Here is a 21,866-nt window from a genome sequence, read left to right on the forward strand (position 1 = left end):
TAGGAGTGGATAAAGATGAAACAGATAGAAAAATTGTTATTGAGACAGTTGATCGACCATCAAGGAGAATATGTCACCAGTCGAAGTCTCGCATCTGAATTGTCTTTATCTGATCGAACGATCCGTAATTACATGAAAGTGATCAAAGATGAATTGGAAGAGCATGGCGGAAAACTATCTGCAAAACAGGGACAGGGCTACCAACTAGAAATCTTTGATCACTTGGAATTTTCTCGTTTTTTGAAGAAAAGGGAAGTCGCTTTTCGTAGTGATCTGCAAGTCACAGAATTTTTTGAATCAGAAGATCGGCAAAAGTATCTTTTGAATAAGTTGTTGTTGGAAGATGAAGCCATCTTCATTGAAGATTTAGAAGATGAATTATTTATCAGTCGCTCAAGTCTAGTCAATGATATTCATGAAATCAAGAAAAAATTACTGCCCTATGCACTGAGAATCAATTCGAAACCGCATCAGGGAATGTGGATCGAGGGGCACGAGCAAGACAAACGTCATTTTATCATGGATATATTTTTTGGGAATCATTATACCAATTCACTCAAAGAATATTTAGGAACGAGTCACTTTTTTAAAGAAATCAACATTGAAGAGTTAGTGATCATCATTTTGGATGAGATAAGAGAAGTGAATCTAAAAGTATCGGATTTTATCATCCAAAATTTGACGCTACATTTAGCATTAGCGATTAAGCGTGTCAGAGAAGGGTTTCACATCGAGGGAATCCCATTGACCGAAGATATTGCGAGTCGCTTGGAATTTCAGGTATCGAAAAATATAATGGAGCGAATCGAACGAGTAATGCAAGTAGTATTTCCGGAAGAAGAGGTGTTTTATCTAGCGCTACATTTGATGGCAAAATCGAATCGAGAGGAAAAGGTGACCGATCAAGAACTTCTTGCGGAATTAACCGTTACATTGAATCAATTCGCTCAATTTTTTCATCGTCCATTGAATGAAGACCATCAACTGAAAAACGGCTTGTTGAATCACTTGGCACCCATGCTCATCCGACTAGAACGAGGAATCACGCTAGAAAATCCGTTGAAAGAAGAAATAATGAAAGAAGATCGGCAAGCTTTTGAACAAACAAAACAGCTTTTTAGCCAAATGCCGTTACTAAGGAATTATGAAATCAATGACGATGAGTGGGCATATCTAACGCTGCATATCATGGCAGCCTTGGAAAAAATCAAATCCACGCATAAAATCCATGCATTGATCATTTGTGCAACTGGCTACGGCAGTGCCCAATTACTCAAAAATCGAGTGTTGTCCGAATTTGGTGAAACGATTGTTGTAACGAATGTAAAAGGATATTACGAAATCAATGAAGCTGCATTAAAAGAAGCTGATATGATCATCTCTTCGATTGATTTATCTACCATGTTTTTCAAAATACCAGTTTTGCATGTTAGCGTCTTTTTGAATAGCCAAGATATTCAGAAAATTCGTGAAACGATTGCTGAATGTCTGCCTTGTCAGAGTATAAAGAATAAAAGCATCAGTTTACCAGCTGAGAAAAAGCAACACTACTATCAACAGTTGCTTTCGGAAAAATGGTTCACTGTCTATGCACAACAACCAACAAAAGAAGAAGTGATCCAAGAATTGCTCCAACTTTTAGGACAAGAAGAAGCTAATGAATACCTTTTTGAAATGACGGAACAAATAAAGAGACGGGAGAAGATGGGGCAGATCATCTTTAGTGAGAATATCGTCGTTCCTCATCCTGCGATTCCTATCGGAGCAACTACGAAAATCGCAGTTGCCCTCATTCCAGGAGGTATGACTTGGGATGAACATGAAGGTATCCAGTTTGTATTTTTAGTTTCACCTTCTTTTATTGAAAACGAAGGGATTACTGTAGTGACCAAAGCAATCGTCCGATTTATCGATCGGGCTGATTTACAGCACCATATTTTAGAGACACCTACATTTCACAATTTTAATGATCAATTTAGCCAAATGGTCGAGTAAGGGGGAGAAAAAATGTCTGAAACTATCAATAGTGAAGAGTTGCAAGTAACCGCTTTCGATATCATTCTTCATAGCGGAAATGCAAGAACGCTGATTCATGAAGGGTTCAAAGACATGCGTCAGGGAAAATTTGAAGAGGCAGATGAACAGCTGACCAAAGCTAATGAGGAGATTTTACAGGCGCATAAAGCACAAACAAACTTATTGAAGGAATATGCCAGTGGGCAAAAAATCGAAATGGAGATCATCATGGTTCATGCACAAGACCATTTGATGACAACGATGACCTTACTGGAAGTGGCAGCTGAGATGGCGTATCTGTATCAAAAACATTCATAAAGGGGTAAGTAAGATGGGAGATGCAGAAAAAAAACAATTGGACATAGAGAAAAAACAGTTTAGTTTGAAAATCATGTATTTCAATCGTTATCTGATCATTCGTTATCTAACAGCGGGTTTCTTTTTTATGAATCTTTACTGGTTGATTATTCTATTAGTCAGCAAAAGTATTTTTCTGATTGTTCCGATTGGACTAATCGGTTTGATCTTACCTGCTGTGGGTGAACAAATCCGGCTTTATCGACAACATCAAAACACTGTACCACGAACAAAACGGTACTTTAAGTGGCAAGGGATCATGAACTGGCTACTCTGCGGTCTATTATTTACGCCGTTTTATACTTCGATGTTTCCGTTTATGGTCGATAATCTATATGGAAAATTAGGGATGATCGTATTTTTAGGGAGTGGATGCCTGATTTGTGCTCTGTGTCATAAACGTTTGGAAAGCATCCAGGTAAATAAAGATCGTCAGTATCAAAGGATCAAAACATTTGAACAAGCAGCGTATTTAGGAAAGGAGAGTAACTAATGTTTAATTTTTTGCAGAAGTACTTAATGGGTCCAATGGGAAAAATCGCTCAGTTTAAAATCGTTCGTGCTGTCATGGCGGCTGGGATGGCGTCTATCCCATTCACGATCGTAGGTTCCATGTTTTTGGTTTTGAATATTTTACCATTACCATTTCCGTTTCTTGAAGGTTTTTTCAATAGTACCTTTTTCAAAGTCAGTGATTTATATATGATCGTTAATACAATGACGATGGGGATCTTATCCATTTATTTTGCTATTGTTTTTGCTTATGAACTGACTTCGATTGAAAAAGAAGAACAAGGGTTGAATGTCAATCCGCTGACAGGTGCACTCTTATCCGTCTTCGCCTTCTTCATGTGTATTCCTGAAATGGGTTTGAGCGACGGAAAAGTTCGCTTGCTTGCAAGTGTGACAGATACTGAAACTGTAGTCAGTGGTATCCGGATGGGCACATTTGTTGAACGTTTAGGCACTTCAGGTATCTTTACAGCGATCATTATGTCGATCATTGCTGTTGAACTTTATTGTATGTGTGTCAAACGTAATTGGGTCATCAAGATGCCCGATGTTGTTCCGCCAGGTGTATCTCGTTCATTTACTGCATTGATTCCTACTTTTGTCATTGCATTTGCTGTAATGATCGTTAACGGCCTTTTGATTGTATTAGGCACAGATATCTTTAAAATGATCTCGATCCCATTTGGTTTTGTTACGCAGTTGACAAATACTTGGCTAGGGATCATGGTCATCTATTTCTTGATCCATGCGTTATGGATCGTGGGGATCCATGGGGCAAATATCATCACTTCTTTCTTGACCCCAATCGTGTTAGCGAATATGGCAGCGAATGCACAAGGTGCTAACTTCCCACTAGCCGGAGAATTCAACAACTCTTATGTAACAGTCGGCGGTTCAGGAGCGACATTAGGATTGATCATTTTCATTGCTTTCTTAGCAAAATCCGATCAATTAAAAGTGTTAGGGAAAGCTTCACTTGTACCAGGAATCTTTAATATCAACGAACCGATTATTTTCGGGATGCCAATCGTTTATAACCCATATTTAGCTGTTCCATTTTTCTTAGCACCGATGGCGTCTGCTTCACTTGCTTATTTCGCAATCAAATTTGAGATCGTAAAACCAATGTTAGCACAAATGCCTTGGCCTTCACCAGTTGGTATCGGAGCCTTCGTTGGTAGTGGTGGTGACTGGAAAGCGGCTGTGTTAGCTGTACTATGCGCAATCCTTGCCTTCTTTATCTGGTTGCCATTTATCAAATTCTACGACAACAAATTGTTGACAGAAGAAAGAGAAAAAGCAGCTGAATTAGCAGCAGCTGAATAACAAATTTTGTAAAAAAGAGGTCGAGACAAATCTAACAATCAGTTTTGCTACAGACTCTCGAATAATCGGCGTCTAAAAGTCAGGTTTTTCGGAATTTTCAAAAAAGAGGTTGGGACAGAAGTGTTTAACTCCGAGAAATAAGAAGAAATCAACGAAAATTGCTTTTCAAATTTTTGTGAATTTCGGCTTATTTAAGAAGGAGTTGCTTCTGCTCCGACCGTTTATTCGTTTTTAAAGAACATGGGACAAAAGGTTTCTTACTTTTGTCCCATGTTCTTTTCTCTCCAATATCTCAAACCTAAACGATTTTTGTCTCGACCTCTTTTTTGTTTATTCTTCAAGCAATCGTTTGACGACCTCGTAATCTCCTTCATAAGGAACATCGACCCCATTGATTTTTTGATAGGGATCAACACCTTTCCCAGCAATGACAACTGAATCTGCGGAGGTACTTTTCGCTAGGGCTTTTTTGATTGCTGTTGGGCGGTCCATTTCATAATGGACGTCTAAATCAGGATTAGTGATTGCTTCATTGATTTCTTCTGCAATCTTTTGTGGATCTTCAAATGCAGGGTCATCTGCAGTCAAGAAGACGATATCTGCTGTTTCAGATAGAACTTTTCCAAAATCATGCCGGCGAGAAATGGCTTTATTGCCTGGACTTCCCAGTACGACAATGACGTTCCCTTTAGGATGTTCCTTTTTAGCAAATTCGAGCAAGGTTTTCAAACTTAGATAGTTATGGGCGTAGTCTACATAAACATGGGCGCCGTTTTTTTGTACAAGTTGATCCATTCGTCCAGGAACACGGGCTTCTTTTAGACCTTGTTGCGCATCTGTGGCAGAGGCACCAGTCAATGCTGCCGCAATGATCGCGCTAGTCGCATTCTCTTGATTGAAATCACCAGCTAATTTGATCGTGTAAGTCGTATCGATCGCTAAGTTACCATAATGATTGATTACTTGGAAGGCATGGCTCCCGTCGTTTAAACTTTTGACTTCGTAATCTGCTTGTGTGGAACGACCATAAACAATGGCAGGAATACCATAGACAGTAGCTGTCTCTTTCAGCAAATCAAAATAATCACTTTCATGGTTCAAGATCACTTGCTTTGAATTTAAGATCAACTGACGTTTGCAATAAAAATAATCATCAAATGTCGGATGTTCGATTGGACTGATATGGTCAGGTGAAATATTCAAAAAGATCCCTACATCTAAAGTCAGTCCATAAACACGTTGTGTCTTGTAAGCTTGAGAAGAAACCTCCATCACCAAATGGGTCATCCCATTATTTACAGCTTCGGCCATCATACGATATAGATCTAAGGATTCCGGCGTTGTTAAATGAGATTTGAAATATGTTTTTCCATCCAGTGTTGTATTCATCGTGGAAAGCAACGCTGTTTTGTTCGCTGTTGTATGGTCTAGGATCGCTTTAGTAAAGTAGGCAGCAGTGGTTTTGCCTTTTGTCCCAGTATAGCCGATCACCTGCAGATCATTTTGTGGATAGCCGTAGAACGCCATAGAAAGGATCGCCATTGCTTTCCGGATATCGGTCACGATGATGCCAACTGCCGACTGTTCGTAAGGTTGTTCTGCTACATAATACAGCAACCCTTGTGAAACGGCACCTGTTAGATACTCTTCTTTAAAGTTTAATCCTTTACAGAAAAATAAAGTCTCGGCATCGACTTGCCGGGAATCATAGCTTAATTTTCTAAAGGTAAACTGATCAGGGGCGTCTAAATGCCACCCTTTTTCAGAAACAAATTCTTTTAATAGGTTTTCTTTTAATAATAAGTTGCGGACATCTTCTAAAGAGAAGTTCACTGGATCATCCCTCACTTCATTTTCGTTGGATTTCTTGATTCATTATAGCACATTCAAGGCAACTTGCTAGAATGACGAAAGGCAGGTAGGAAAATTCACTGGATGTAGCGAATAGCGAACGGTAACCGCAAGAAAAAACAAGTGAGTTTCACTAGATAGATGAGAAACGGCAGGGGAGGGAGGTACTAGTCACTTGTATCTCCTGCTAAATCAAGTGAGATTTGAAGTATTTTCAGGAAAGCAGCGAGAGTTCTCAAAATTTTGCAAGATGATTTTTCGGATGTTCCATTTTATCTCCTTCATATAAAAATAAAAAAGCGGCGATATGAGAAAACGCTATCTATTTTTAAAGGTGCTGTCAGGAAATCCATACAAAAAAGATTGCTAGTTTTGCTTTTTGCAATTAAAATAGTGGTAATGCTTTGTAGAAAGTTGGAATCGAATCGATGAATACTCAACGAAAATCAGCAACTGAAGATTTGTCCCTACAAGAGAAGATGGCAAGAGGTTCTGCTTGGATGACTGCCAGCAATATCATTTCTCGCTTGCTTGGGGCTGTGTATATTATTCCATGGTATGCCTGGATGGGCGAAAATGCGAAAGCGGCCAATGGATTATTCAATATGGGCTACAATATCTATGCATTGTTCTTACTGATTTCTACGGCTGGAATACCGGCTGCAATCGCCAAACAAACGGCTCGTTACAACTCGTTGAATGAATATGGTACTTCTCGGAAGTTGTTTATTCGAGCGTTACAGATGATGGGTGTCTTAGGTATCCTATTTTCCGTATTTATGTATGTGGCTTCTCCTTGGTTGGCACATGCTTCTGGCGGTGGAGAAGATCTGATTCCGACGATGCGTTCGCTCAGTATCGCTATCCTCGTCTTTCCTTGTATGAGTGTGATCCGTGGATATTTCCAAGGTAATCAAGAAATGATGCCGTATGCGCTCTCACAAATCGTTGAACAAGTGGCGCGGATCTTTTATTTGTTACTCACGACGTTTATCATTATGAAGGTCATGAAGGGGGATTATGTCACTGCAGTTACGCAATCGACATTTGCCGCATTTATCGGAATGGTGGCAAGTATCCTCGTCCTGCTTTATTTTTTGAAAAAACACCAACGCTATTCCTCTGCCCGTGTGCAGTACAGCAATAATCAAGTAAATATTGCAACGAAAGAATTGTTGGTAGATACGATCAAAGAAGCGATCCCATTTATCATCGTGGGTTCTGGTGTAACGATTTTCAAACTAGTGGACCAGTTTACGTTTATTAAAATCATGTCTGCCACTACCGAGTACTCTAAAGCACAGTTGTTGGATCTTTTTTCGATCTTTAGTGCAAACCCTGATAAGCTGACAATGGTCGTGATCGCATTAGCGACATCGATTGCATCTACCGGATTACCATTGATCACAGAAGCGGTGACATTGAAAGACCACCGAGGACTGGCCAAACTAACGAGTGGGAATCTCCAACTCTTCTCTTTCTTTATGTTTCCCGCGACGTTTGGGGTAATGCTTTTATCTTACCCGCTGAATACTTTGTTTTATACACCAGATCAATTAGGCAGTCATGTATTGATCCAAGCAAGTTTTGCCGGTCTGTTCTTAGGACTTTATATGCTTGTTTCCAATATGTTACAAGGAATGTTTGAAAATGCGGCTGCTATCCGTTACTTGGCGATCGGCTTTGTCGTAAAACTGGTCTTGCAGTACCCAATGATTCGTCTATTCGAAGTCTATGGTCCTTTATTTGCAACGATGATCGGCTTTGCCGTATCATGTACGTTGATTTTGAAAAAAATCCACCAAGTCGCTCATTTTAAACCAGGTTTCGTTTGGCGAAGAACCTTACTGATCTTTATCCTGACAATGATGATGTTACTTGTAGCGTGGCTCACAAAACTGTTTTTCAGCCTCTTCTTGAGCCAAGAAAGCAAGTTTCAATCCCTGTTGTTGATCTTGCTGGTTGCAGGAGTAGGTGGCTATGTCTATGTCTACCTCGCCCTTAAACTTCGATTAGCAGAACGCTTATTAGGACCAAGCATGATCCGGTTACGTCATCGTTTAAGAATCAAATAAACAATCAAAGGAGTTAAAGATCATGCGTGTCATTATCGTTAACTCCTTTTTCAATGAAAGAATGGAAGTGAGTCTATGCGTTTAGATAAATTTTTAGCAGAAGTCGGCATCGGCAGTCGTAAAGAAGTAAAAGTGCTTATCAAAAAAGGACAAATAAAAGTCAATGGAGAAGTCATCAAAAGTGATAAATTCCAAGTGAAGGAATTTGACGATCACATTACTTATCTGGATGAACCGCTAGTCTATCAAAAAGATTTTTATTATGTATTGAACAAGCCCGCAGGTGTCATTTCAGCGACACAAGACAACTATGAACAAACAGTGATGGATCTATTAAGTGATGAGGATTATCGAGACGATCTTTTTCCTGTAGGACGTTTGGATAAAGATACCGAAGGATTATTGATCCTCACCAATGATGGAAAATTGGCCCATCAGTTGCTCTCTCCTAAAAAACATGTAGAGAAAGAATACTTTGCGAAGATCAAAGGTGTAATGACAAAAGAAGATATCGACAATTTCGCACGTGGACTAGTTATTGACAAAGGGGAGCAAACATTACCCGCACAATTATTGATTGATTCTGTCGATCAGGAAGAAGAAACGTCAACGATCCGCTTGATCCTTCATGAAGGCAAGTTCCATCAAGTGAAGCGAATGGTACAAGCAGTCGGAAAAGAAGTGACATACCTAAAACGCCTTCGCATGGGTGGCTTCATCTTACCGGAGACATTAGATAACGGCGAATATCGAGAACTGACAGAAGCTGAATTGCTCCAGTTGCAAGAACAGAATAAATAAAGTGAGAAAAGCAGGACATCAGCGCCATCGTTGATGTTCTGTTTTTTTTACCATCACCTTTGCCATGTTGTCGCATCCATCGGTTTTAGCAAGCATTCGTTCAGCAGTAATGCCCATAAATCCCTTCTTATTCCTCAGAGTGAAACACGTCTATCCGACAGCTTCTCTATAATTTGTTTCATTTTATCTATAGTTTGTTTATTTATTCTTGTTTTTGTAAGCGCTATAATTGCGTTGTGAATGACATGAAAGGAGTTTTAAGATGAAAAAGAGAAAGGGGTTAAATCATTTTTTTGCTAATTTATGGAGATATAAAGCATTAGTTTTTATGGCGATCCCGGGTATGCTCTGGATGATTTTTTTCTTTTATATCCCCGTATTAGCTAATGTGGTAGCTTTCAAGAACTTCCATATTTCAGCTGACGGATTTTTAGCTAGTTTACGAGAGAGTCCATGGGTCGGTTGGGACAATTTCAAATTTTTATTCTCTTCGGATCAAGCTTTCTTGATTACTAAAAACACCGTTCTATATAATGTGACATTTATTCTATTAAACTTATTGATTTCCGTTGTATTTGCTATCATCATGAGTGAGTTGAGAAATAAACGTTTAGTAAAAGTCTATCAAACGATGTCGTTACTTCCATATTTCTTATCGTGGGTCATTATCAGCTATTTTGTTTACGCTTTCTTGAGCCCAGATAAAGGGATCTTCAACCAATGGATCACAGGACATGGTGGAGAAGCAATCAATTGGTATAACGAACCGAAGTATTGGCCATTCATCTTAGTCTTTATTGGAACATGGAAAGGGATTGGCTATAATAGTATCATTTACTTTGCTTCAGTAATGGGGATCGATCCAACTTACTATGAAGCAGCGATGGTCGATGGCGCAAGCAAATGGCAGCAGATCAAGCATGTGACACTACCTCAATTAGTACCGCTAATGACGATCCTGACGATCTTAGCTGTCGGAAACATTTTCCGTGCAGACTTTGGTTTGTTCTACAATATTCCGAGAAATTCGGGGGCACTTTATGATGTAACGCAAGTGTTGGATACTTATATTTATAATGGCTTGACCTCTACAGGTGACTTTGGGATGACTGCCGCAGCTGGCCTGTATCAATCGGTTGTAGGGTTTGTCTTATTGATGATCACAAATACGATTGCACGTCGCTTTGATAGCGAATCTGCATTGTTCTAAGGGGGAGAAAAATGAAAAAAAAGAAAGTTGAACGAGTCCAAATTCGCTCATTTAATAAAACAGCGAATTTCTTCTCCAATATATTGATTGCAATTTTTGCTCTTTCTTGTATCTTGCCGTTTTTGTTTGTTATTGCCATTTCTCTTACAGAAGAATCGGCACTATCTACAAATGGATATAGCTTCTGGCCAGAAAAATTCAGTACATTTGGGTATACTTATCTTTTTGGGCAAATGCAAGATAAGATTTTCCAAGCCTTGTTCGTGACGATTCTCGTAACGGTACTAGGAACGTTGATCAACAGTACCGCAACTTCTTTATACGCATATGCGATTTCACGATCGAACTTTCCATTCCGTCGCTTCTTTACCGTTTTTTGTTTGATCACCATGCTGTTTTCACCAGGGATGGTAGCGAACTACTTGGTCATGACGAACCTTTTACAATTAAAAGATACCATCTGGGCATTGATTTTACCGATGGCGGTCAGCCCATTCAATATCATTGTGATGCGTACCTTCTTCAAGCGTTCAGTCTCTGATTCGATCATTGAATCAGCTAGGATCGATGGGGCGACTGAATTACGGATTTTCGTTCAGATTGTTTTACCTTTAGCGATTCCAGGGATTGCGACCATTAGTTTATTCGCAGCCTTAGGGTATTGGAACGACTGGTTTAATGCCTTGCTTTACATCCAAGATGATAAATTAGTTCCTTTACAGTATTTATTGATGAAGATCCAAAGTAATATCCAATATTTGACACAAAATTCAGGAGCGGGGAGTCAATTATCAGGCGGACTTGCTTCTGTTCCGGGAGAATCTGCGCGAATGGCTATCGTCGTTATCTCAACATTGCCGATTGCAATCAGCTATCCATTCTTCCAGAAACATTTTGTTAAGGGTTTAACGATTGGTGGAGTAAAAGAATAATGAAACAAAAAATAAAAACTTATTTAGGAGGAAGAAAAATGAAGTTATGGAAGAAACTAGCCTTTACAGGGGTTTCCGCACTGATGGTAGGAACATTGGCAGCTTGCGGATCAGGTTCAAAAGATAAGGCCGATGCAAGTGACTCAACCACGCTGCAAATGTATCAAATTGGGGACAAACCAGATAATTTTGATCAATTGATGGATGTCGCAAATAAGAGAATTGAAGATAAAATCGGTGTGAAAGTGAATATCAACTATATTGGCTGGGGCGATTACGAGAAAAAAATGAACGTCATCATCTCGTCAGGTGAAAATTATGATATCGCTTATGCCAATAACTATGTATCAAATGCTCAAAAAGGTGCTTTTACAGATTTAACAGATTTAGCACCAAAATATGCAAAAGAAGCGTATGACTCTTTAGATGAAGCGTATATAAAAGGAAACTTAGTTAACGGAAAATTATATGCCATGCCAGTTAATGGAAATGTCTTTGCACAACAAGTATTGACATTCAACAAACCGTTGCTTGATAAGTACAACTTATCCATCGATGGAATCGAAACATATGCTGATGCAGAAAAAGTCTTGAAAGAATTCCACGAAAAAGAACCAAACACAGCAGCATTTGCGATTGGACAAGGGTTCAGAGTCCAAGGAGATTTTGATTATCCATTAGGAAATGTAGCCCCGTTTGCTATTGATTTGAACGGAGATAAAACAAAAATCATCAATCAATATGAGAATGAATCATTTGTTGAAATGTTGCGCACGATGCACAGCTGGTACAAACAAGGATTGATCCCAAGTGATGCTGCGACAAGCAACAAAGATTATCCTTTAGAAGGAAACACTTGGTTGATGCGTGGAGAAACACAAGGGCCTTACGATTATGGTGATACGATCTTAACGAATGCAGCAAAACAGGAATTGGTTTCAAAAGCAATCACTGTACCATTGAAATCAACAGCGCAAGCACAAATGGCAAACTTCGTTGTCTCTAATACCTCTAAAAACAAAGAAAAATCAGTTGAATTTTTGGGATTGCTAAACAGTGATCCAGAACTATTGAATGGCTTAGTATGGGGAATTGAAGGCGATGCATGGGAGAAAGATGGCAATGATAAGATCAAATTGCTAGATGGCTATCAACCAAATATGCATATGTCTGCTTGGAATACAGGAAACAACAAGATCCTTTACACACAAGACACGATCACAGATGAAATGATCGCTAAAAGAGACCAATCGATTGCTGATGCAGAAGTATCACCAATCTTAGGTTTCAGCTTCAATACGGATAATGTAAAAACAGAAATGAGTAACATTTCAAATGTCATGAACCAATATTTAGATGGCTTGAATACAGGAACAGTTGATCCAGATGAAACATTACCTAAATTGATGGATGCTTTAGATAAAGCAGGTTATGACAAAGTATTGACGGAAATGCAAAAACAATACGATGCATTTCAAAAAGAAAGTAAATAAATAAGAAGCTAAGTCAAAGTGCTAAGCTCCTAAAGATAAGCAGAATTTTTCCGAAAATTGCACTTCAGATTTTTGGTTGATTCTGCTTATTTTTTAGTAAAGTAAACGTTTATAAAAAGAAAAATAAATTAGGGCATTGTAGAAAAAGTGTGGTTTACTTATACGTTGCTCTTGTATAATGAAAAGGAATACAAGTCGTTCTTGGAGGGGATAGTTATGTTAGGGAAAGCATTGGAAACATTATTTATCAGAGTCTGGGTCGTTATGAAACTGACGTTATATTTTTGGGCATACACAGTACTTGGAGGGATCGTTCTAGGGATTGGTCCAGCATGCAAGGCTGTGAATGAACTATTTTATACGTACGAGTTTGAATATAAAGAAATTACGTTTAAGCGGGGATGGAAAATTTTCAAGCAATCGTTTAAGCGAGGAAATCTGTTATTTGGTTTATTTTTAGTCGTTGCACTTTTGCTTGGTTATAATTTGTATCTATCCGTTCAAATCAAGGGAATCTTGTTTTTAGTGATCGATTTTGTACTTATTTTTGCCTTACTTTATGCTTATGCAACGTATCAATATAGTTTGATCTTAGATAGCGAATATGAAATCTCGCTACCTAATTTACTAAAATTAAGTTTTGTCTCTAGTTTTTCTAGTTTTTCCGCATTTTTAAAATTATTGATCGGCGGGGGCATTATTTTCTGGATCACTTGGAATTATAAGGGATTGATTCTTTTCGGTTTGATCGGACTGCTCACCGTTTGGAACGGCTTGGTGACCAAACAGTGGCGTGAAAAATTAGACACGCAATTGGAAAGCTATGAGTAAGCTACGTATCTTATTTGCGAAGGGGACATTGTTGAATCGGTTGCTGAGAAAGTATGCGCTGGTCATGATCTTATTGACGATGTTAGCGACAGGGATCATTAGTGTCCATACTTGGATGCAAACACAAGCACAAGCAGAACAAATGACGAATGAAGCACTGCAAAGCACAAGTCGGACACTTAATGACAAAACTACCCTAAGTAAAATCATCAAAGATCAGTTATTCGGAAATTCAGAAAAAATCGAGAATGCGACCACTTACTTGACCAAACCCATCGATCAGTATTTGATGTATGCCTATGACCAACAGCAAAACATAGCAGATTTTCAATCCTTTCCCAATCAAATGCGGGATATCTATGTGAATTATGAAGAAGTCAGTACTTTGTATGTCGTCTTTAGCCAACTGCCTGAATACTTTGAATCATCAAGGGAGAACAAAGGAGGCACTATTCACAGTGGTACGCCAAAGCTTTCAGATGCATTTTATATTAAACTGTCCATCACACAAGGTGGAAGTGAAGTAGGGAGTATCTTTGTTGGCTTTGATAAACAAGAACTGGACGCTACCTTGGAGAGCCTGAATTCTTTCAACGGGTTGTCGCTATATATGATTTCAGGAACGACGAATCGGCTCTATACTTTCCATGACAAGGGTATGCCTAAAACAGTATTGACGATGCAAGAGCAGACGATTCTAAAGAGCCTCCAAAAAAATTCTACATTGCCGATCAAAGAGTTAAATCAGCGCAACTTTGTCCGCCATCAGCGATTGCCAGATGATTATCGAGTATTAGCTACTTTGGATCGCCAGTCCGTTCGGCAGGCAATTGCCAGAAATCTTGCACCTTTAGTGATTGGAGTGATCATTTTAGATGTCGTTTTGCTTTACTTTTTGTACCGCACGTTCAAACGTTATTCGCAACAAGTGGATATCGTCATGTCCGCAATGGACGAAACTGCGAAAGGAAATCTGGATACACGAATCAATACTACTTTGACAGAATATGAATTAAAGGATCTGTCGATCGGAATCAATGAAATGCTAGATAGTATCAATCAGTTTGTGGAAGACATCTATAAATTGGAAATCAAACAACAAGATGCGCATATGCGTGCATTGCAAGCGCAGATCAACCCGCATTTTTTATATAATACGCTGGAATATATCCGAATGTATGCCCTAAGTGAAGGAAGCGAAGAACTAGCCGATGTAGTTTATGCATTTTCGGCATTGTTACGGAACAATACAAACCAGGAAAAAACGATCAGCTTAAAAGAAGAGCTGGATTTTTGTGAAAAGTATGTCTATCTATATCAAATGCGTTATCCGAACCGCATTGCCTATCATTTTTCTCTTGCTCCTGAGCTAGAAAAAATCGAAGTACCCAAATTTGTGATCCAACCTTTGATCGAAAATTATTTCAAACACGGGATCGACTTTACTCGTTTCGATAATGCATTGAGTGTCAAAGTCTTTCATGAAGGGCAGCGAGTAATGATCGTCGTCAAAGACAACGGTAAAGGGATCACACCAGAACGCATCGAAGAGATCGAAGCTAGACTGGCACAACCCAAAGTCGAACTTTATCAGTCGATTGGCTTGCAAAATGTCAATGAACGGTTGCGTGCTAGCTTTGGCAGCAGTTATCAAATGAGATTGACAAAAAATAAAGAAGGAGGTCTAACGGTTACTATCACATTCAAGGAAAAGGGGAAGAAAGATGTATCGAGTGTTATTAGTAGATGATGAATATATGATTTTGACTGGACTAAAAAAGATCATTGACTGGCCAAGTTTAGGATTTCAAGTGGTAGCAACTGCCGAAAATGCTATGCAAGGACTATCAATACTAGAAAACCAGAAAATCGATTTAGTCATAACAGATGTGACGATGCCTGAGATGAATGGTCTTGAATTTATCGAAGCGGCACAAAAAGAACACCATACATTTGAATTTATGATACTTTCTGGTTACCAGGAATTTGATTATCTAAAGAGTGGGATGCAACTAGGTGCAGTCAATTACCTGATGAAGCCAGTCAATAAAGCAGAACTAAGTGACAGCCTGAAAAAAGTGAAGCAACGGTTAGATCAACAAAATGAGCAAAAAAACCAGCAAGAGATTTATCAAGAAGTCCTTTTTAGTCAATGGCTCAATGAGGAACTTGATGAATCAAGCGAAGAAGAGCTGTTAGCAAAAATCGGGGGCGAGCAAAGACGTATTTTATTGGCCCAGCTTCCACGGACAATGGAAAAACCAGTCTATGAGTGGCTGATAAATCAGCAAGAATCCTTTTATTCACAACGAAATTTCGGTGAAATGCTTCTATTTACACTGTTGCTGAATGAAACAGCTATTTCAAGATTTTGTCGTTTTATCCAAAATCAGTGTACCGATCAAGAGTGGTTCATCAGTATAGGGGATGAAACAGCAGATTTAGATAAGATCCCTGAAAGCTATCAACATGCAAAGGATAATCTACAGTTGCACCAGTTTTATGGGGAGAAAGACCAGCAAATCTTTTTTGCAGAGCAAGCTGCAGCGGAAGAACAGACCATTGACTTTTCTTTGTTTAGCCGCTCACTTCAAAGTGGTCAATTGGACGTAGCACAACAGATGGTGACTGATTTTTTTGAGCAGTTTCAGACAGCCGTCATGACGCCAGAAGATATCCGGCATTTTAGTTTCTTACTGTTCATGGATATCCAAAGAGAATTGATCAGTTTAGAAGATGATGAATACTTCAAAGGGATACAGTACATCAATCAGGCTAAAACAGTGCAAGAACTCCATGAATTATTGCTGTCTCTGATCAAAGCTCAACAAAAACAAAAGAAATATAGTGAGAACGTTGAGCGAGTGATCTCGATTTTACATGAACAGTTCAAAGAACCATTGACCTTGAAAGATGTCTCCGAGAACTTGCATTTGAATGTCATGTATCTTGGACAATTATTCAAGAAAGAAACGAAAAAAAGTTTTTCCGCCTATCTCAATCATTTGCGTATCGAACAGGCAAAGTGGCTGCTCCTCCACAGCAATCAGAATATCAATGAGATATCTGCTGAGATAGGTTACAATAACACGACTTATTTTTCTAAACTATTCAAGAAGATCGTAGGCAAATCTCCAAAAGATTACCGAGAAGAACGAGGTTGAACAACTCCATGAATTAGATTGAGACAAAAGTGTTTCTTACTTTTGTCCCACGCCCGTTTTTTTGAAATTTTCAAAAAAACTGACTTTTGGAAGCCGTTTATTCGAGAGTCTGTAGCAAAACTGATTTTTAGATTTGTCCCATATTCTTTTTTTCGAAATAAGTGCAAGAAAAAATGCAACCAAAAGCGAATATAGTGAAACTTGTCTAATTTTCCATAGTTAGATACAATTTCCATAGAGTAAAGTAAGGCAATTCTTAAATGAACTGGTTGAGATTGTTTTTCTTAGATACGAGAAGAGGGAGAATATGGAATTTTTACGTAGATATGGTTTTTATTTTTTATTAGCGGGTGTCGTGAGTGATTTTTTGACACCATATATTTTAGGTTTTTTCTATCCTCAATTAAATCAAATGACCACAGTGATCAGTGTTTTTGGCGATGTGAGCAGTCCTGTTAGAAGAGCTTTTTTGTTTTGGTCAGTTGTTTCAGGCTGTTTCTTTGTTCTAGCACTCCCTGCTGTGTATCAGAATTTTGTAGCGGCATCAAGGCCATTGGCTTTTCTCCTAGCTGCAGCTATTGGTTTTTATGGGGTATGCGACTGTATTTTTACTGGATTATTCAGTGTGGATACGAACGAATCCTCATGGAATCTGTCAACTTGGGTCCATAATATAGGTTCAGGGATCGGTTATGCTGGTTTCCTACTCTTTCCTTTAATTGTTTTTCTCATTTATCGTACAATGGGAAATACGCAATTCAGTCAGCTTTTTTTGGGGTTGACGATCATTAGCTTTTTAGTTGCTAGTGGGTACGGTTTAGCTAGGATACCTGGGGTGAATCGGTTGCCACTGTTGAATCAATTAGGTTTCTGGCAACGACTTAGTTTCTTCTTCAATTATTTGCCGATTGGAATATTAAGTATCTTGCAAATAAAACCTTGATTTTGAGTTTCAAAATGATAAGATGAATCGACTAAGGCATAAAAAATTCCATGAGGGAGCTTATAAATTTAGATGAGAAACATAAAATTAACGATCGAATATGATGGTAAACGATATTCTGGTTGGCAACGGCTAGGTGATGACGATAAAACGATCCAAGGAAAAATTGAAGCAACGCTAGCAAAGATGACTGGTGAAATAATCGAAATCATTGGTTCTGGCAGAACAGATGCTGGAACACATGCGAGGGGATAAGTAGCAAACTTTAAAACTTCCTCGGAGATGGCACTACAGGAAATGCTTGCTTTTTTGAATCGCTATCTGCCAAGAGATATCGTGGTGAAACAAATCGAAGAAATGCCTGAACGTTTCCATGCACGCTACAACGCAAAAGGTAAGAAATATAGTTATTATGTCTGGAATGAGACAACCCCAACAGTTTTTGAACGTAATCATAGTTTTTATTTTCCCCAAACGTTAGATCTTGCTAAAATGAAGGAAGCTTGCCAAAAATTAGAGGGCACACATGATTTTATTGGTTTTTCGGCATTGAAAAAGACGAAAAAATCAACGGTTCGGACGATTCAAGAACTATCGATCGAACAAGAAGGACAAATGTTGCACTTTACATTTGTAGGTGATGGTTTCTTGTACAAGATGGTGCGGATCATCATGGGAACTTTGCTGGATATTGGAACAGGCAAAATGCAAGTTACAGAAATCGATGAGATTTTTGAAAACAAAATACGAAAGCAAGCGGGTGAAACAGTGCCTGCGCAAGGACTATTTCTAGATGAAGTGTATTATCAATAAATATACAAGTGCGCTTGTAAAAAATATAGGTCGAAAAGTCAATGGGGACCTCCCGAAAGTAGTGATCGCTATTTTTGGGAGGTTCTATTTTATTGGATAAAAAATAAATTTGTGTTTGCAGCTTTTTTGTAAGGCCCTCCGCACGAAAGAACATAGTGCATTGATAAGCTTTGATTCTATGGAAATTAAGTAGAGTCAAGTTTTATTTCGTGTATCTTTTTAAGGGAAGATAAAGTATCGGTTCTTTTTTAAGATTGTGGATATATTTGCTTTTTACTACTATGGGGAACAAATAATAAGTATTTAATAATATCGGTTATTTTATATTTTTTTTGGATTGGAGAAACATAATAAAGATACTGTTTTCATGTGAAAAACAAATCAAAAAAATAACAATAAGAATTATTTAAATGAAAAGCGCTTGCAAAAGGGGGGAGCCTAGTCCTATAATAAACACATGATTTCCTGATAGGTAATTGCAATTTCTTTATAAGAAATTATTTGAAAGGAGAATTTTTATGTCAAGTTTTTCGTTAGATTCATTTAGCTTAAAAGGGAAGATAGCGTTAGTCACTGGTGCTTCATATGGTATTGGTTTTGCGATCGCTTCGGCTTTTGCAAAAGCAGGTGCAACCATTGTGTTCAACGATATCAAACAAGAATTAGTGAACAAGGGAATTGCTGCGTATAAAGAAAAAGGGATCGTTGCAAAAGGATATGTTTGTGATGTGACGGATGAAGAATCAGTTACTGATTTCATCAAGAAAGTAGAAGATGAGGTTGGTTTGATTGATATTTTAGTGAATAATGCTGGCATCATCAAACGAATTCCAATGTTAGAAATGAGTGCCAAAGATTTCCGACAAGTAATCGATGTAGATTTAAATGCGCCTTTTATTGTCTCTAAAGCGGTCATCCCAGGAATGATCAAAAATGGGCACGGAAAAATCATAAATATTTGTTCGATGATGAGTGAGTTAGGACGCGAAACAGTAAGTGCATATGCTGCTGCAAAAGGTGGATTGAAGATGCTGACTCGTAACATCTGTTCTGAATATGGGGATGCGAATATCCAATGTAACGGAATTGGCCCTGGTTATATTGCTACACCGCAAACTGCACCATTAAGAGAACTCCAAGCTGATGGCTCTCGTCATCCATTCGATCAATTTATTATCTCTAAAACACCAGCTGCGCGTTGGGGAAACACAGATGACTTACAAGGTCCTGCAGTCTTCCTTGCTTCAGATGCTTCTAATTTTGTTAACGGTCACATTTTGTACGTTGATGGTGGTATTTTAGCTTGTATTGGCAAACAACCATAGACAAAAAACTATGAATAAAAAATAGAGCAGTAAGTCTTAATCTTTCAAGGTAGCAAGAGTTGTTTTGGAAGCTTAAGGCTTAGTGTTAAAAGTTATTTGTGAATAAGTGAATAAAGATTATTTTTTAAGGAGAAAAATTATGATTGTTATTAATTATATTATGAGCTTAGGGGCAAGTGTGATGATGCCAATCATCTTTACGGTTTTTGGGATCTTACTAGGATTAGGCGTGTCTAAGTCTTTACGTTCTGGTATTTCAGTTGGGATCGGATTTGTTGGCTTGAGTGTGGTAACTAAATTATTAGCTGATAACTTGGGGCCTGCAGTCAATCGAATGGTGGAATTGTATGGGTTGGATTTAAAGGTGCTAGATATTGGGTGGCCAGCCGCTGCGGCAGTGGCCTACGGGACAGAGGTCGGCGCAATCGTGATTCCGTTAGGATTACTTGTAAACGTCATCATGTTGCTGACTAAGACAACGAATACCGTCAATATCGATTTATGGAATTACTGGTATTTTGCCTTTATTGGTTCCATTGTCTCCATTGCAACCAATAGTTTTCTTTGGGGTCTGTTCAGTGTAGTGATTGCAGTGGCCATCACACTTGTTGGCGCGGATCGCTCACAAAAACAGGTAGAACATTTCTATGGTGAAAAAATGAAAGGGATTTCGATTCCGCAAGCCTTTTGTGTCGGGTTTATTCCTTTTGCCGTGATCACAAATTGGGTAATCGAAAAAATACCTGGCTTGAATAAAGTAGATTTAGATGCAAAAAAAATGCAAGAAAAATTTGGGATTGTGGGCGAGCCGCTTTTTCTTGGTGTGATTGTCGGGATTTTATTAGGTGTGATTGCTCAATATTCGATTGCAGAGATGTTGAGTTTAGGCATCACGATGTCGGCAGTCATGGTATTGATCCCAAAAATCACGGGACAATTTATTGGAGGATTGAATCCGATATCTAAACGCTCGCAAGAATTGATCGGCTCCAAATTGAAAGGTGGACGTCAACTAAACATTGGGATGACACCAGCTTTGGTTATTGGACATCCAGTGACATTAGTTTGTTCTTTATTATTAGTACCTCTCATCTTATTCTTGTCTGTCATTATTCCTGGTAATAAATTTTTACCTTTAGCTTCATTATCAGGCTTAATCTATATTTTTCCATTGGTCTTGCCTTATACCAAGGGAAATGTTTTGAGATCTCTATTAACCGGTATTTTGACTTTAGTAAGTGGTGTCTGGTTTGCCACTTCGTTAGCACCAATCTTTACAAAAGCAGTGCAAGTTGTGAATGCATCACTGATACCAAAAGGAACAAGTGCGGTTGCCTCTATCGATTTTGCAGCTAGTCCATTTTCATGGATCGTTTATCAATTAACGGTCAACATTGGTGTTACAGGAGCAATCATCTTAGGTATTGTCACTTTAGCCCTTGCATTCTTTAATCATAAAAAAATCACACAGGAATTGCATACAACGGAAAAACATTTTCCAAATGTCCATACGCATGCGTAAATAGAAAGAAGAGAAAATGATGAAAAAAACAGCTAGTTTAAATAAATTAGAAAATGCCGGAGTGATCGCAGTTGTTCGTGGGGAAACTGTGGAAGAAGCAATCAAAGCAAGCCATGCAATTGTCAAAGGTGGAATCACTGGGATCGAATTAACATTTACAGTTCCGAATGCTGACCAGGCGATTGCAGAATTAACTACAAATTATAAAAAAGATCCCACGATCGTTATTGGTGCAGGTACTGTACTTGATGCAGTAACTGCGCGATTAGCTATCATGGCGGGGGCAGAATTTATTGTTAGCCCTTGTTTTGACAAAGAAACAGCTAAAATTTGTAACTTATATCAAATCCCATATTTACCAGGTTGTATGACCATTACGGAAATGAAAACAGCACTCACTTATGGTGCAGATATCGTCAAACTATTTCCAGGTAGTGCTTTTGGTCCTAGCATCGTCAAAGCATTTAAAGCACCACTTCCTCACTTGAATATCATGCCAACTGGTGGAGTCAGCCTTGCAAATATGCAGGATTGGTTTGCTGCGGGTGTGGTTGCTATAGGTGTTGGTGGCAATCTACTAGCACCGGCTGCTGTAGGCGATTTCGAAAAAGTGACTGAAGTAGCCACACAATATGCTTATAAATTGAAAAGCATTCGTAAGGCATAACTTATAAAAAAGCGAGAAGGTGGATGA

General features: G+C 38.6%; 17 protein-coding genes and 1 pseudogene. 17 read left to right on the top strand and 1 reads right to left on the bottom strand.

Going from position 1 to position 21,866, the window contains the following annotated elements:
• Nucleotides 1–15 precede the first annotated feature (15 nt).
• The 4 genes from IGI47_RS02640 to celB are packed head-to-tail and all read left to right on the top strand — an operon-like array spanning nucleotide 16 to nucleotide 4,212.
• Nucleotides 16–1,995, top strand: coding sequence for a BglG family transcription antiterminator (locus tag IGI47_RS02640; RefSeq protein ID WP_438783236.1), 1,980 nt, complete (start codon nucleotides 16–18; stop codon nucleotides 1,993–1,995).
• 12 nt (nucleotides 1,996–2,007) lie between these two features.
• The gene (locus tag IGI47_RS02645; protein WP_311930894.1) at nucleotides 2,008–2,334 is read left to right on the top strand and encodes a PTS cellobiose transporter subunit IIA; all 327 of its coding nucleotides are present in this window, start codon (nucleotides 2,008–2,010) and stop codon (nucleotides 2,332–2,334) included.
• Nucleotides 2,335–2,347: 13 nt separating this feature from the next.
• The gene (locus IGI47_RS02650) at nucleotides 2,348–2,866 is read left to right on the top strand and encodes a hypothetical protein (RefSeq protein WP_311930893.1); all 519 of its coding nucleotides are present in this window, start codon (nucleotides 2,348–2,350) and stop codon (nucleotides 2,864–2,866) included.
• Nucleotides 2,866–4,212, top strand: coding sequence for a PTS cellobiose transporter subunit IIC (gene celB / locus IGI47_RS02655; protein ID WP_053108618.1), 1,347 nt, complete (start codon nucleotides 2,866–2,868; stop codon nucleotides 4,210–4,212). The genes IGI47_RS02650 and celB overlap by 1 nt, the downstream gene beginning before the upstream one ends.
• 330 nt (nucleotides 4,213–4,542) lie before the next feature.
• Here celB and IGI47_RS02660 read toward each other — a convergent pair whose 3' ends face one another.
• Nucleotides 4,543–6,045: a UDP-N-acetylmuramoyl-L-alanyl-D-glutamate--L-lysine ligase gene (locus tag IGI47_RS02660; RefSeq protein WP_311930892.1), complete on the bottom strand. Its 1,503-nt coding sequence runs from the start codon at nucleotides 6,043–6,045 to the stop codon at nucleotides 4,543–4,545.
• A 446-nt stretch (nucleotides 6,046–6,491) separates the two neighbouring features.
• On the opposite strand from IGI47_RS02660, the gene IGI47_RS02665 reads away from it, so the two are divergent.
• The 13 genes and pseudogenes from IGI47_RS02665 (at nucleotide 6,492) to IGI47_RS02725 (ending at nucleotide 21,839) form a co-directional block, all read left to right on the top strand.
• Complete coding sequence (locus IGI47_RS02665; RefSeq protein WP_311930891.1) at nucleotides 6,492–8,138, top strand: putative polysaccharide biosynthesis protein; 1,647 nt, start codon at nucleotides 6,492–6,494, stop codon at nucleotides 8,136–8,138.
• A gap of 75 nt (nucleotides 8,139–8,213) precedes the next feature.
• Nucleotides 8,214–8,939 carry a pseudouridine synthase gene (locus tag IGI47_RS02670; RefSeq protein ID WP_311930890.1) on the top strand — a complete coding sequence of 242 codons (726 nt, stop codon included), beginning with the start codon at nucleotides 8,214–8,216 and terminating at the stop codon, nucleotides 8,937–8,939.
• A gap of 262 nt (nucleotides 8,940–9,201) precedes the next feature.
• Nucleotides 9,202–10,149 carry an ABC transporter permease gene (locus tag IGI47_RS02675; protein WP_005877947.1) on the top strand — a complete coding sequence of 316 codons (948 nt, stop codon included), beginning with the start codon at nucleotides 9,202–9,204 and terminating at the stop codon, nucleotides 10,147–10,149.
• Between the two features lie 11 nt (nucleotides 10,150–10,160).
• The gene (locus IGI47_RS02680; RefSeq protein ID WP_438783238.1) at nucleotides 10,161–11,081 is read left to right on the top strand and encodes a carbohydrate ABC transporter permease; all 921 of its coding nucleotides are present in this window, start codon (nucleotides 10,161–10,163) and stop codon (nucleotides 11,079–11,081) included.
• 38 nt (nucleotides 11,082–11,119) lie between these two features.
• A complete protein-coding gene (locus tag IGI47_RS02685) occupies nucleotides 11,120–12,574 on the top strand; it encodes an ABC transporter substrate-binding protein (protein WP_438783239.1) in 1,455 nt (484 codons plus the stop codon).
• 216 nt (nucleotides 12,575–12,790) lie between these two features.
• Complete coding sequence (locus IGI47_RS02690) at nucleotides 12,791–13,405, top strand: YesL family protein (RefSeq protein ID WP_311930887.1); 615 nt, start codon at nucleotides 12,791–12,793, stop codon at nucleotides 13,403–13,405.
• On the top strand, nucleotides 13,398–15,155 hold the full coding sequence (locus IGI47_RS02695; RefSeq protein ID WP_311930886.1) for a sensor histidine kinase: 1,758 nt from the start codon (nucleotides 13,398–13,400) through the stop codon (nucleotides 15,153–15,155). Before IGI47_RS02690 ends, IGI47_RS02695 begins: the two co-directional genes overlap by 8 nt.
• Nucleotides 15,130–16,569 carry a response regulator transcription factor gene (locus tag IGI47_RS02700; RefSeq protein WP_438783241.1) on the top strand — a complete coding sequence of 480 codons (1,440 nt, stop codon included), beginning with the start codon at nucleotides 15,130–15,132 and terminating at the stop codon, nucleotides 16,567–16,569. Before IGI47_RS02695 ends, IGI47_RS02700 begins: the two co-directional genes overlap by 26 nt.
• A 307-nt stretch (nucleotides 16,570–16,876) precedes the next feature.
• Nucleotides 16,877–17,512, top strand: coding sequence for a DUF998 domain-containing protein (locus IGI47_RS02705; protein WP_311930884.1), 636 nt, complete (start codon nucleotides 16,877–16,879; stop codon nucleotides 17,510–17,512).
• Between the two features lie 72 nt (nucleotides 17,513–17,584).
• A pseudogene (gene truA / locus IGI47_RS02710) lies at nucleotides 17,585–18,325 on the top strand (tRNA pseudouridine(38-40) synthase TruA).
• A gap of 518 nt (nucleotides 18,326–18,843) precedes the next feature.
• Entirely contained in the window at nucleotides 18,844–19,650 is an 807-nt protein-coding gene (locus tag IGI47_RS02715; protein WP_438783242.1) for a gluconate 5-dehydrogenase, read from the top strand.
• 139 nt (nucleotides 19,651–19,789) lie between these two features.
• Complete coding sequence (locus IGI47_RS02720) at nucleotides 19,790–21,172, top strand: PTS galactitol transporter subunit IIC (protein WP_438783244.1); 1,383 nt, start codon at nucleotides 19,790–19,792, stop codon at nucleotides 21,170–21,172.
• A gap of 19 nt (nucleotides 21,173–21,191) precedes the next feature.
• On the top strand, nucleotides 21,192–21,839 hold the full coding sequence (locus IGI47_RS02725) for a bifunctional 4-hydroxy-2-oxoglutarate aldolase/2-dehydro-3-deoxy-phosphogluconate aldolase (RefSeq protein WP_438783245.1): 648 nt from the start codon (nucleotides 21,192–21,194) through the stop codon (nucleotides 21,837–21,839).
• Nucleotides 21,840–21,866 lie beyond the last annotated feature (27 nt).

It is taken from the genome of Enterococcus sp. AZ191 (assembly GCF_051713845.1).
GTDB classification, from domain to species: domain Bacteria; phylum Bacillota; class Bacilli; order Lactobacillales; family Enterococcaceae; genus Enterococcus_B; species Enterococcus_B durans.